Source organism: Amycolatopsis sp. WAC 01416 (assembly GCF_003947485.1).
Lineage (GTDB): Bacteria > Actinomycetota > Actinomycetes > Mycobacteriales > Pseudonocardiaceae > Amycolatopsis.
Genome location: NZ_QHHX01000002.1, coordinates 543,628 through 557,070, shown reverse-complemented (window position 1 = coordinate 557,070; position 13,443 = coordinate 543,628). Strand labels below are relative to the sequence as shown.

Below are 13,443 nucleotides of genomic sequence, written 5' to 3'. Positions count from 1 at the left end.
GAACAGGGTTACTTGAGATCCGCGTCCGCCACGACGAACAGTTCGGAGTGCGGTTTGGCGTTGCCGAAGGACCCGTGCGGCCAGGTCTTCCGGTTGAAGTTGATCCCGACCTGTCCGGTGAACTCGTCCCGGAAGTTCTGGTCGACGCCGACCTTCCCGTCTTCGCCGAGGTTCAGCAGGTTGACCTTGTGGTCACCGTCCAAACCGGACCGTGCGACGAAGTAGTTCGACACCGCGAGATGCCGCGGCTTGTCGGTTTCGTGGTAGTACCCGTCTTCACCGAGCACGAAGTTGTCGTACGCGCCCCAGTGCGGGCCACCGCCGGACGTGCCGGGGTTGATCGGCGCCGCGCCGACGACGGTCGGCAGGTCGCCGCCACCGCCCTGCTGCGACTTCTCCTTCGTGTCGATCCGGCCCTTGATGTTCTCGACCTTGTCGCCCGCGGCGACGAGTTTCCGAATGTCGAGGACGTAGACGCCGCCGGTGGTGCCGGGGTCGTCCGGACCGAGCGCGCCCTTCTGGCGGCCGGTGATCGCGCGGTAGAGGTATTTGTCGTCGGGGCTGGTCTGGATCCAGCCACCGTTCGAGCCGCCTCCGTTGGAGTCGTTGTTCGGGTGGATCGCCTTGTTCGCCGCGCCGTCGTCGAACACCTGGATCCAGTGCGGCTCCTTGGCGGTGATGTCCGGCGTGTAGAACACCGCGCCGCCCTGCATGGTCTGGGCGAACGCGCCCTTGTGACCGGGCAGGTTCGTCACCGTGGTCTCCATGACCGCGCGACTTTCGGCGTGCAGCGGGTCGGCGGGATCGGCGCGAGGACCGTCCGGCAGGTACGAGACCGCCTTGAGCTTCGGCTTGTTGCGGTCGGAGATGTCCCAGGTGCGGACGGTCGGCCGCCGCAGATACGGCGACGGCTGCTTCACCGGGTCGAGGATGATGTTGCGCGGCTCGGCGTAGTCACTGGTGACCAGGGTGTCGAGGTCCTCACGGGCCTGGATGCCGTGCGGGTTGGCGCAGGTCGGCTTGTCCAGCTGCGGGAGGTTGTCGCACAGCTTCTTGTTGTCGCCCTGCGGGGTGGCCGCGGGGGACTCGGAAAGCACCTGCGCGTTCTGGTCGAAGCGGACGACCTCGCCGGGGCTGCCGGCGAAACCGTTGCCCACCACCGTGGAACCGTTGGCGTAGGTGTGTGGGCCGGGAACGACCGGACCGCCCATGTACGTGCCGTACGCGGTGCCGTCCTTGAGCACCCAGTACGCGTCGGGCACGGAACCGCCGAGGGTCTGGGTCGGGAGGCTGACGCCCTTGAGCTTCAGCTGCGGCAACGCGGAGACGTCGAAGGCGTACGTCGCGGCGGCGAACAGCGCGCCGGCGTAGATCGTGTCGCCCTTGTGCCACACGTATTGCATGTGGTGCGGCTCGTTCTCGACGAGCGGTCCGACGGTGGCGGTGTTGACGACCTTGCCGTAGGTCGGCGAACCCTGCGTCGCGTCGATCACGGCGAGGAAGTCCGGACCGGGCAACGCGTTCTTGATCTTGTTCAGGCCCCCGCCGAGCGAACCCGGCAGGTTCTTGACGTCCTTGACCAGGGTGTCGGCGATGTTCTCGTCGCCGGCCCAGACCAGCAGCCACTTCTTGCGCTTGCCGTCCGCACTCCGGGACGCCGCGATGTCCTTGGACACCAGGTGGTTCTGGACCCAGTACTCCTTGCCGTCGGCCGCCTTCTTCGCGTCTTTGACGACCTGGACGTCGGCGTAGGCACTGGTCGTGGAGCCGGTGTAGGTCACCGTGCCCACAGCCAAGGCCGCCGCCATGGCGGCGATCACCACTTTTCGCCACTTTGGCGAGTTGGATAGCATTCTTTCTCCCTGTTTTCGCTACCGAAGCGCCGGACATTCGGCACACCTCTCCCCTATTCCGCGCAGGCGTCACCGGCGCGATTCAAAGGGAAGCAATCAACCGCCGGTTCACACAGGGAACCGTTGCGGCACAGTGGAAAACGTCAGCGCACGAGGAACGGACGCATCCGTGTCGGATACGCTGATTCAGTACGGCGCGACAAACCCGGAATAGGTCAGGAATCCATACACAGCGCGCTTGCCTGCTGTCGCAGATCAACGTGCCGGCGCCACACCAAGGCGACTGGGGATTGCATGGGCGAAATACTCGTGTGAAGCCGTCGGAGTGTCAATCTCGTGATCAAAGAATGGGACACGACACGGCCGGGTGAATTTCCCACGATACGGATGGGCCATTGGGCCGAACGGGTGGCGGTTTTCCGAGCATTGGGAATTAGGCCACCTGGCGGCACTACGGCAGGTCACAACGGACCAGTAACCCGAATCCGGCGACCACAGGCCCGTTATGGTTTCGTTATGGAATCCCGGGAACTCTGACTTCATTGGAGCGCTGGGACATGGCCATGTCGAAGACGTTCAGACGGACGTTGGCCGGAAGATCGACGGATACGTGCAGTCACTGTGCCTCCTGACCAGGCAGGCCGCGGAAGGATTGCGGGCGGCCCAACGGCGACACCTGCGGCAGGGCTACACGCTCAAGGTGTACGACTGCTACCGGCCGCAACGCGCCGTCGACCACTTCGTCCGATGGGCCAAGGACCTCTCGGACGAGAAGATGAAGGCGGAGTTCTACCCGAACGTGGCGAAGGACCGGCTGTTCGCCGACGGGTACATCGCGGAGAAGTCCGGGCACAGCCGCGGGAGCACGGTGGCCTGACGATCGTGGAACTGCCACCCCGGCCGCAGCGCCCCTATCGACCGGGCGAGACGCTCGTGCCCTGCTATGCGCCGGACCGGTTCCCGGACAACACGGTCGACATGGGCACCGGGTACGACACGCTCTCGAACACCGACGATCCGCGGATCCCCGGGGAGGCCCGCGCGAACCGGCAACTGCTCAAGAACACGCTCGCGGCGGCACGGTTCCGGAACCTCGCCGAGGAGTGGTGGCACTACACGTTCAACGGGGAACCGTTCCCGGACACCTACTTCGACTTCCCGTCTCCCGATCCTCGCTGACCTGCGCTTCCGCCCTGCCGGATCGCGATTAGGGGGCTAAACGCAAGTCGGGCGGGATCGTGGGCAGATCGCGATTAGGGGGCTAAACGCAAGTCGCCCTCGCCCGGCGCCGGATCGCGTTTAGCGGGCTAAACGCGATCCGGCCGGAGGAGCGGAGCGGGCGGGCAAAGCGAAGCGCCCCTGGCCGGGAGCCAGGGGCGCTTCGGGTGGAGCGGGGTGGATCAGCGGAAGTCGCGGCCGAAGTCGTAGTCGTCCAGCGGAACCGCGGCACCCGGGGTGGAGCCGAAGACATCCGGCGTGTAGTAGCCGTCGTCGTAGGACGGGATCGCGTAAGCGGCGACCCGCGCCTCCTCGGTCGGCTGCACCTGGATGTTGCGGTACTTGTTGATCCCGGTACCGGCCGGGATCAGCTTACCGATGATCACGTTCTCCTTGAGGCCAACGAGCTTGTCCGAACGGCCGTTGATGGCCGCGTCGGTCAGGACACGCGTGGTCTCCTGGAACGAGGCCGCCGACAGCCACGAGTCCGTGGTCAGCGAGGCCTTCGTGATCCCCATCAGCACCGGGCGACCCGAGGCGGGCTCGCCGCCTTCGGCGACCGACGCCCGGTTCTTCGCCTCGAACTTGGTCCGCTCGGGCAGCTCGCCCGGGAGGAAGTCCGTGGCACCGGAGTCGATGATCGTCACGCGGCGCAGCATCTGCCGCACGATGACCTCGATGTGCTTGTCGTGGATCGACACACCCTGCGCCCGGTACACCTTCTGGACCTCGTCCACCAGGTGCATCTGCGCCTCGCGCGGCCCCATGACCCGCAGAACCTCGTGCGGGTCCGGCGTACCTTCGAGCAGCTGCTGACCGACGTTGACGCGGTCACCGTCGCCCAGCGGGCCGTTCGGGGTGTTCGCGAGCCGCTGACGCTTGGACAGCTTGTCGAAGACGATCTCTTCGCTGCCGTCGTCCGGGATCAGCGTGATCTTCCAGAACCGCTCGCTCTCCTCGATGCGCACACGGCCATCGACGTCGGCGATCGGCGCCTTGCCCTTCGGGACCCGGGCTTCGAACAGCTCCTGGACACGGGGCAGACCGGTCGTGATGTCGTCACCGGCGACACCACCCTGGTGGAACGTACGCATCGTCAGCTGCGTACCCGGCTCACCGATCGACTGGGCCGCGACGATACCCACGGCCTCGCCGACGTCGACGAGCTGACCGGTCGCCATGGACCGGCCGTAGCAGGTGGCGCAGATACCGACGGCCGACTCGCAGGTCAGCACCGAACGCACCTTGACCTTGGCGATCCCGCTCGAAATGAGCTTGTCGATCGCCGGGTCACCGATATCGTCACCGGCGTTGAGCACGACGTTGCCCTTGGCGTCGACCGCGTCGGTCGCCAGGTTCCGCGCGTACACGCTGGTCTCGACGTGCTGGTCGCGCAGGACCTTGCCGTCGCCGATGTCCTCACCGATCGGCATGTTGATGCCGCGGGTGGTGCCACAGTCGACCTCGCGGACGATGACGTCCTGCGACACGTCCACCAGACGACGGGTCAGGTAACCCGAGTCGGCGGTACGGAGCGCCGTGTCCGCCAGACCCTTACGGGCACCGTGCGTCGCGATGAAGTACTCCGCCACCGACAGGCCTTCACGGAAGTTGGCCTTGATCGGACGCGGGATGTACTCACCCTTCGGGTTCGACACCAGACCACGCATACCGGCCAGCGACCGGACCTGCGTCATGTTGCCCGCCGCGCCCGACTTCACGATCATCGCGATCGGGTTGTCGTCCGGCAGCGCCGTCTCCATGATCTTGTGGACCTCTTCGGTGGCCTGCGTCCACACCTTGACGAGCTCGTTGTTGCGCTCGGCGTGCGACAGCTGACCACGCTGGTACCGCTTCTCGACCTGGTCGGCCTTGCCTTCGTACTCGTCCAGAATGGCCTTCTTGCCGGTCGGGACGAGGACGTCGGAGATCGCGACCGTGACACCCGAACGGGTCGCCCAGTAGAAACCGGCGTCCTTCAGGCGGTCCAGGGTCTGCGCGACCTGCGTCATCGAGTAGCGCTCGGCGAGGTCGTTCACGATCAGGGCCTGACGCTTCTTCGGCATCGGCTCGTTGATGAACGGGTAGTCCGCCGGCAGCAGCTCGTTGAACAGCACGCGGCCCAGGGTGGTCTCGGCCAGCCAGGCCTTGCCCGGCTCCCAGCCCTTCTCCGCGAGCGCCGCTTCGTCGGCCTTGGCGGGCTGACGGTCGACGATGCGGATCTTGACCGGGGCGTGCAGGCTCAGCGCCTTGAGGTCGTACGCCATGATCGCTTCGGCGGGCGAGGAGTACGCGTTGCCGGCACCCTCGGCGTTCTCGGTGAGGCGGGTCAGGTGGAACAGACCGGTCACCATGTCCAGACGCGGCATGGCGAGCGGGCGGCCCGACGCCGGCGAAAGGATGTTGTTCGCCGACAGCATCAGGATGCGGGCCTCGGCCTGCGCCTCCGCGGAAAGCGGGAGGTGCACGGCCATCTGGTCACCGTCGAAGTCCGCGTTGAACGCTTCACAGACCAGCGGGTGCAGCTGGATGGCCTTGCCTTCGACCAGCTGCGGCTCGAAGGCCTGGATACCGAGACGGTGCAGGGTCGGCGCACGGTTCAGCATCACCGGGTGGCCGGTGATGACCTCTTCGAGCACGTCCCACACCTGCGGCCGCGAGCGCTCCACCATCCGCTTGGCGGACTTGATGTTCTGCGCGTGGTTCAGGTCGACCAGCCGCTTCATGACGAACGGCTTGAACAGCTCGAGCGCCATGTCCTTCGGCAGACCGCACTGGTGCAGCTTCAGCTGCGGACCGACGATGATGACCGAACGGCCCGAGTAGTCGACACGCTTGCCGAGCAGGTTCTGACGGAACCGGCCCTGCTTGCCCTTGAGCAGGTCGGACAGCGACTTCAGCGGGCGGTTACCGGGACCGGTGACCGGGCGGCCGCGGCGGCCGTTGTCGAACAGCGCGTCGACGGCCTCCTGCAGCATCCGCTTCTCGTTGTTGACGATGATCTCGGGCGCGCCGAGGTCGATCAGCCGCTTCAACCGGTTGTTCCGGTTGATGACCCGGCGGTAGAGGTCGTTCAGGTCGGAGGTGGCGAACCGGCCACCGTCGAGCTGGACCATCGGGCGCAGGTCCGGCGGGATCACCGGGACGGCGTCGAGCACCATGCCGCGCGGGTCGTTGCCGGTGGCCTGGAAGGCCGCGACGACCTTGAGCCGCTTCAGCGCGCGGAGCTTCTTCTGCCCCTTGCCGTTGCGGATGGTGTCGCGCAGGTTGTCGGCCTCGGCCGCGACGTCGAACTCGGTGGCCAGCTTCTGGATGGCCTCCGCGCCCATGCCGCCGGTGAAGTACTCGCCGTAGCGGTCGACGAGCTCGCGGTAGAGCAGCTCGTCGGCGATCAGCTGACGCACGTCGAGCTTGGTGAAGGTCGTCCAGACCTCCTCGAGACGGTCCAGCTCGCGACCGGCGCGGTCACGCAGCTGACGCATCTCGCGCTCGCCGCCTTCCTTGACCTTGCGGCGGACGTCGGACTTGGCGCCCTCCGCCTCCAGCTCGGCCAGGTCGGCTTCCAGCTTCTGCGCCCGTGCCTCGATGTCCGCGTCACGCTTGGTCTCGAGGTTCTTGCGCTCGACGCCGATCTCGTTCTCGAGGGTCGGCAGGTCGTTGTGCCGCAGCTCGGTGTTCACACCGGTGATCACGTAGGCCGCGAAGTAGATGATCTTCTCGAGGTCCTTCGGCGCCAGGTCGAGCAGGTAGCCCAGGCGGGAGGGAACACCCTTGAAGTACCAGATGTGGGTGACGGGGGCGGCCAGCTCGATGTGGCCCATCCGCTCACGGCGCACCTTGGCGCGGGTGACCTCGACGCCACAGCGCTCGCAGATGATGCCCTTGAAGCGGACCCGCTTGTACTTACCGCAGTAGCACTCCCAGTCCCGGGTCGGGCCGAAGATCTTCTCGCAGAAGAGGCCGTCCTTCTCGGGCTTGAGCGTCCGGTAGTTGATGGTCTCCGGCTTCTTGACCTCACCGAAGGACCACTGACGGATGTCGTCGGCGGTCGCGAGGCCGATGCGGAGCTCATCGAAGAAGTTGACGTCCAGCACGTCTTTGCATCCCCTTGGGGTTGAGTCGACTAGAGGGGTTGGCGGTCGAGGCGGGGCCCACGGGAGGCAGGCCCCGCCTCGGACAGCCGTCAGTGCACGACGTCGTCCACCGAGGGCGACTCGTTGCGGGACAGGTTGATGCCGAGGTTGGCCGCGGCGCGCTCGAGGTCTTCGTCGTCGGAGTCGCGCATCTCGATCGCGGCGCCGTCGCTCGACAGCACCTCGACGTTGAGGCAGAGCGACTGGAGCTCCTTCAGGAGCACCTTGAACGACTCGGGGATACCCGGCTCGGGGATGTTCTCCCCCTTGACGATGGCCTCGTACACCTTCACGCGGCCGACCACGTCGTCCGACTTGATGGTCAGGAGCTCCTGCAGGGTGTATGCGGCGCCGTACGCCTGCATCGCCCAGCACTCCATCTCACCGAAGCGCTGACCACCGAACTGCGCCTTACCACCCAGCGGCTGCTGCGTGATCATCGAGTACGGACCGGTGGACCGGGCGTGGATCTTGTCGTCGACAAGGTGGTGCAGCTTCAGGATGTACATGTAGCCGACGGCGACCGGGTACGGGTACGGCTCGCCGGAGCGGCCGTCCAGCAGCGTGGCCTTGCCGTTCTGCTTGACCATGCGCTCACCGTCGCGGTTCGGCTTGGTGGCGCCGAGCAGACCGGTCAGCTCGTCTTCCTTGGCACCGTCGAACACCGGGGTGGCGGTGTTCGTGCCGGGGTCGACGTCGTAGAGCTCCTCGTTGAGGTTCTTCGCCCAGTCCGGGTTGCCTTCGATCTTCCAACCCTGCGAAGCCAGCCAGCCGAGGTGAAGCTCCAGGACCTGGCCGATGTTCATACGACGCGGGACACCGTGGGTGTTCAGGATGATGTCGACGGGCGTGCCGTCCTCCATGAACGGCATGTCCTCGGCGGGGAGGATCTTGCCGATGACACCCTTGTTCCCGTGGCGGCCGGCGAGCTTGTCGCCCGGCTGGATCTTCCGCTTCTGGGCCACGTAGACGCGGACCAGTTCGTTGACGCCCGGGGGCAGCTCGTCGTCGTCCTCGCGCGAGAACACGCGGATGCCGATGACCTTGCCGGTCTCACCGTGCGGCACCTTCAGCGAGGTGTCGCGGACCTCACGGGCCTTCTCACCGAAGATCGCGCGGAGCAGACGCTCCTCCGGGGTCAGCTCGGTCTCGCCCTTGGGCGTGACCTTGCCGACCAGGATGTCGCCGTCGCGGACCTCGGCACCGATCCGGATGATGCCGCGCTCGTCGAGGTCGGCCAGGACCTCTTCGGAGACGTTCGGGATGTCCCGCGTGATCTCCTCGGCGCCCAGCTTGGTGTCGCGGGCGTCGATCTCGTGCTCCTCGATGTGGATCGACGTGAGCACGTCGTCCTGCACCAGGCGCTCCGAGAGGATGATCGCGTCCTCGTAGTTGTGGCCCTCCCACGGCATGACCGCGACGAGCAGGTTCTTGCCGAGCGCCATCTCACCGTTTTCGGTGGACGGGCCGTCGGCGATGACCTGACCCTGCTCGACCCGGTCGCCCTCGTTGACGATCGGGCGGTGGTTGAAGCAGGTGCCGTGGTTCGAGCGGCGGAACTTGTACAGTCCGTAGCTCTTCCGCGTGCCGTCGTCGTGCATGATCGTGATCAGGTCGGCCGAGAGCTCCTCGACGACACCGGACTGCTCGGCGACGAGCACGTCACCGGCGTCCACCGCGGCGCGCAGCTCCACACCGGTGCCGACGTACGGCGCCTGGTTGCGGAGCAGCGGCACGGCCTGACGCTGCATGTTCGCGCCCATCAGCGCGCGGTTCGCGTCGTCGTGCTCGAGGAACGGGATCATCGCCGTCGCGACCGAGACCATCTGCCGCGGCGAGACGTCCATGTAGTCCACGTCCAGCGGGTCGATCAGCTCGACCTCGCCGCCCTTCTTACGGACCAGGACGCGGTCTTCGACGAAGGTGCCGTCTTCCGAGATCGGTGCGTTGGCCTGCGCCTTCACGAACCGGTCTTCCTCGTCCGCGGTGAGGTAGTCGACCTGGTCGGTGACGCGACCCTCGACGACCTTGCGGTACGGGGTCTCGATGAAACCGAACGGGTTGACCCGCGCGTACGAGCAGAGCGAACCGATCAGGCCGATGTTCGGGCCTTCCGGCGTCTCGATCGGGCACATGCGGCCGTAGTGCGACGGGTGGACGTCACGGACCTCCATGCCGGCGCGCTCACGCGACAGACCACCCGGGCCGAGGGCGGACAGACGACGCTTGTGCGTCAGCCCCGACAGCGGGTTGTTCTGGTCCATGAACTGCGACAGCTGCGAAGTACCGAAGAACTCCTTGATCGCCGCCACGACGGGACGGATGTTGATCAGGGTCTGCGGCGTGATCGCCTCGACGTCCTGCGTGGTCATCCGCTCGCGGACGACGCGCTCCATCCGGGACAGACCCACGCGGATCTGGTTCTGGATGAGCTCGCCGACGGTGCGGAGACGACGGTTGCCGAAGTGGTCGATGTCGTCGGTCTCGACCGGGATGACCTGGTCGCCGACGGTCGCCTTGTCCTCGCCCGCGTGCAGGCGGACCAGGTACTCGATCGTCGAGACGATGTCCTCTTCGGTCAGCGTCCCGGTGTCGTACGGCGTGGTCAGGCCGAGCTTCTTGTTGACCTTGTACCGGCCGACCTTGGCCAGGTCGTAGCGCTTCGGCTTGAAGAACAGGTTCTCCAGCAGCGTTTGCGCGCTCTCCTTGGTGGGGGGCTCGCCCGGGCGCAGCTTGCGGTAGATGTCGAGGAGCGCCTCGTCGGTGCCGGCGGTGTGGTCCTTCTCGAGGGTGGCGAGCAGCGTCTCGGAGAACGAGAAGCGCTCACGGATCGCCTCGGTGGTCCAGCCCAGCGCCTTCAGCAGCACGGTCACCGGCTGGCGGCGCTTGCGGTCGATGCGGACGCCGACGGTGTCGCGCTTGTCGACATCGAACTCGAGCCAGGCACCCCGGCTCGGGATGACGCGGACGTTGAAGACGTCCTTGTCGGTGGTCTTGTCGACGCTGGTGTCGAAGTACACACCCGGCGAACGGACCAGCTGGGACACGACGACACGCTCGGTGCCGTTGATGACGAAGGTGCCCTTGTCGGTCATCACCGGGAAGTCGCCCATGAAGACCGTCTGGCTCTTGATCTCGCCGGTGTTGTTGTTCACGAACTCGGCGGTCACGAACAGCGGGGCCGCGTACGTCATGTCCTTGTCCTTGCACTCCTCGACGGAGGCCTTGACCTCGTCGAAGCGCGGGTCGGAGAAGGACAGCGACATGGATCCGGAGAAGTCTTCGATCGGCGAGATCTCGTTGAGGACCTCTTCCAGGCCACCGACCGGGTTTTCTTCACCTTCTTCGACGCGGCGTTCGAACCACGCCTCGTCGCCGGTGAACCATTCAAAGGACCTGATCTGCACGTCGAGCAGGTTCGGGGTGCTGAGCGGCTCGCGAATCTTTGCGAAGGAGACCCGCTTGGGGGCTCCCGGGATTCCCGTGGACTCCGAGCGAGATACAGCCGAGGTGGTCGCAGCAGTGGCCTGGTTCGCGGGAGAGACTGCCAAGATGCGTCCTTCCGGGGACAATGAGCGGTGAGCAGCCGCGTCAGCAACAGCTGATGCGGTCTGTCAAGGGTGCCGTGTGCCCACTATCCTAACTACCGGCTCCGGGCAGCCTGAAAGAGGGCAGCGCAAAGAAGCAGTCTAGCCCGAACGTCACGGTCTGTCCAGGGGGCGCTCCTGATGGGGCCCAGCCTGCTTCGCAACGTCTTCAGGTATGCCTCTCCTCGGCCTCCCCGGACCGTCCCTCCCGCAAGGGCACCGCCGGTTCTCACCGTTGCCAGTAAGCGTGACCCCACAGGGGCTCTGAGTCAAGATGCCGCGCGGTGGTCCCGCCGGTTGGCGCAGCGTCGAAGAAGCTCCGCGGCAGGCGTCTCACAGGACGATCATCCTGGTTACCGACCGGTACGCGCAGGTGACGACGTTGGGGCGCCGACCTGCGTTTAGCGGGCTAAACGCGATCCCGCCCGGGCGGCGTCTCGGAGGGTCACCGGGTCGGGGCGGGGGTGGTTCGGGGCTCCTCAGGACGTTTCGGGGCGTGTGGCGGTTGTGGCCGGTGGGTCGGCTGGTGCGGCACACAGGAAGTGCGCGGGGATCGCGTTCAGCGGGCTAAACGCGACGCGTCTCGGGCGGCTGCGGAGGCGAGGTTGGCGTGAGTGGCGACTCGGGTTCTGGCGAGCTTCCTCTTAGGTACCTGCGGCGCTTCTTGCGTGATGCCTGGTTTGAAGTACATGAAGGACCCCTTCATGTACTGCGGGAAGGTGTGAAGGCCGAGTTCCCTCGGCTGAGTCGAGGGAAGGGGGCCTTCACGCGCGGGGCCGCCTCGGCTCGGGCTGCCTCAGCCCGGCATGAGGTGAAGGGCCCCTTCCCTACCCTCAGAGTAGGGAAGGAGTCCTTCACGGACCTGCGATCCCGGCACGCCCGCGCTGGGTACCTAGGGCGGGCTCCAGATCGCACTTAGGCCGCTAAACGCAGGTCAGTGGGTAAAGGGGCCTGGCGAAAAGCCGTGAAGGCCTCCTTGAGGGACCCTGGGTCCCTCAAGGAGGCCTTCACGGACAGTCGGGCGCCGGTAGCGTCGGAGCGCGTTTAGCGGGCTAAACGCGACGCGCTACTTGGAGGGGGCCGGGGAAGCGGGGGGTGAGGCGGGCGCGGAGGAAGCGGCCGGGTTGGGCGGAGCGGCGTAGGTGTTCATCGCCGTGATCTTCCACTTGTCGCCCTGCAGTTCCGCGTTCAAGTGCAGTTGCGCGCTTCCCGCGGTGGTCTTGTTCGTGTCGGCCCGCGTCGAGCTCTGGTCGACGAACACCATCACGTCGGCCCGGTCGCCTTCCAGCCGGATGACGGCGCTGCGGGTGACCTTGCAGGTCACGACCATCTTCTGCTGCGGGGCCAGCCGCTTGACCTCGCCCATCAGCAGGTTGTACTTCGCCCGCACCTCGTCGTTGACCAGCAGATCGCCTGCCGCGGTCTCGGTCTTCGCGATGTTGTTGTAGTCGTATGAGAACAGCGCCTCGGTCGCCTTCGCGACCTGGTCCTTGACCTGCGCGGTCTTCGCGACGTCCAGCAGCGCCGTGTTGTTCGTCGAGCTGGACACCTCGTCGGCTTGGATCTTGAAGAGCACGGCGGTCGCGGCCAGCAGGAGTCCGACGACGACCAGCGCGCCCGCCAGAATCAGCTGACGAGAGCCTGACTTCTTCTCGCTCTCCAAAGCCTCTTCAGACTCCGACGCTTCATCGGCTTCGGTAGCGACCTCGGCCTCGGCCTCTTCGATGTCGTCCGGCTTCGCCTTGGCGGCCGCGCGGACCTTCGCACGCGGGCTCGGCTTCGCGACAACCTCGTCTTCGGGAACTTCGGGAACTTCAGCCTCTTCAGGCGCCTCGACAGCGGCCCCCTCAGCCTCAGCAGCCTCAAGGGCCTCAGGCTCAGGCTCAGGTGCGGGCTTAGGCGCAGGCCGCGGCGACGGGCGACGGACCGGCGCCGGCGTTTCGTCGACCTCGACCTCTGAAGCAGAGCCTTCCGGAGAGGCGGGAGCAGGAGACGCTGCGGGCCGTCGCAGACCGGCCACCCGGGGGCGGCGCACCGGCGGAGTGCTGCGAGGGGGCTGGCGGCGGGAGGGGGGCACTACGAGGCTCCGTTCTAGGTGACGCTCTTACTGACCGGCCGCGACGAGGGGCACGTTGTCGATCCCGGACAGCTTCCACTCATCGCCGACCCGGGTCATCGAGACCTCCAGGCGCAACGCCTTCGAGCTCGCCTTGTCGCCCTGGGTGACCTGGGTGGAGATGGCGGCGAGGAAGCTCGCCTTGCCCTCGTGGTCGTCGAGTTCCTCGACCGCGATGTCCTGGATGGTGGTCACGACCTTGGTCTTCGCGTCACCGAGTGCCTTGCGATAGGTCGGTTCCAGCTGCTTCAGCTGCTCCGCCATCTTGTCGTCGGAGACGGCCTTCTGGCGGTTGAAGAACTCGTCGAGGTTCTCGAAGTCGACCTCGGTGTAGGCCTTGATCGCGGTGCCGCCCGCCTTGGCCACTTCGTCGCGTGAGCGCGCCAGGTCGGCGTTGTCGTCCGACGCGGCCACGGCCCACATGACACCGAAGATCGCCGCGGCGACGAAGGCGGCCAGCGCGAACGCCGCCGCCCCCAGGACGAGGGTCCGCGATCGAGAAGAACTCATGACACTCCAGGGTAGGTATACGGTCT

The 13,443-nt window shown here is 66.4% G+C and carries 7 protein-coding genes; 2 read left to right on the top strand and 5 right to left on the bottom strand.

What is annotated here, in order from left to right:
- Positions 1-8: 8 nt before the first annotated feature.
- Positions 9-1,808, bottom strand: coding sequence for a hypothetical protein (locus DL990_RS06945; protein WP_125789065.1), 1,800 nt, complete (start codon positions 1,806-1,808; stop codon positions 9-11).
- Positions 1,809-2,463: 655 nt separating this feature from the next.
- Between DL990_RS06945 and DL990_RS42135 the strand changes: the two genes are divergently transcribed.
- Both DL990_RS42135 and DL990_RS42130 read left to right on the top strand, forming a co-directional pair.
- Positions 2,464-2,730, top strand: a complete 267-nt coding sequence (locus DL990_RS42135) for a M15 family metallopeptidase (RefSeq protein ID WP_255431315.1) — start codon at positions 2,464-2,466, stop codon at positions 2,728-2,730.
- 5 nt (positions 2,731-2,735) lie between these two features.
- Positions 2,736-3,032: a M15 family metallopeptidase gene (locus DL990_RS42130; protein ID WP_255431314.1), complete on the top strand. Its 297-nt coding sequence runs from the start codon at positions 2,736-2,738 to the stop codon at positions 3,030-3,032.
- Positions 3,033-3,253: 221 nt separating this feature from the next.
- Here DL990_RS42130 and DL990_RS06935 read toward each other — a convergent pair whose 3' ends face one another.
- From DL990_RS06935 to DL990_RS06920, 4 genes are all read right to left on the bottom strand, one after another.
- Positions 3,254-7,165 carry a DNA-directed RNA polymerase subunit beta' gene (locus tag DL990_RS06935; protein WP_125788805.1) on the bottom strand — a complete coding sequence of 1,304 codons (3,912 nt, stop codon included), beginning with the start codon at positions 7,163-7,165 and terminating at the stop codon, positions 3,254-3,256.
- Positions 7,166-7,254: 89 nt separating this feature from the next.
- A complete protein-coding gene (locus tag DL990_RS06930) occupies positions 7,255-10,755 on the bottom strand; it encodes a DNA-directed RNA polymerase subunit beta (protein WP_125788804.1) in 3,501 nt (1,166 codons plus the stop codon).
- 1,102 nt (positions 10,756-11,857) lie between these two features.
- Entirely contained in the window at positions 11,858-12,811 is a 954-nt protein-coding gene (locus DL990_RS06925; protein WP_125798463.1) for a hypothetical protein, read from the bottom strand.
- Between the two features lie 84 nt (positions 12,812-12,895).
- Positions 12,896-13,417, bottom strand: a complete 522-nt coding sequence (locus DL990_RS06920) for a hypothetical protein (RefSeq protein WP_125788803.1) — start codon at positions 13,415-13,417, stop codon at positions 12,896-12,898.
- Positions 13,418-13,443: the final 26 nt, after the last annotated feature.

Bases quoted from the DNA above. Each gene is read 5' to 3' on its own strand.
- DL990_RS06945 (WP_125789065.1), bottom strand. From the start codon at position 1,808: ATGGCGGCGGCCTTGGCTGTGGGCACGGTGACCTACACCGGCTCCACG.
- DL990_RS06920 (WP_125788803.1), bottom strand. From the start codon at position 13,417: ATGAGTTCTTCTCGATCGCGGACCCTCGTCCTGGGGGCGGCGGCGTTC.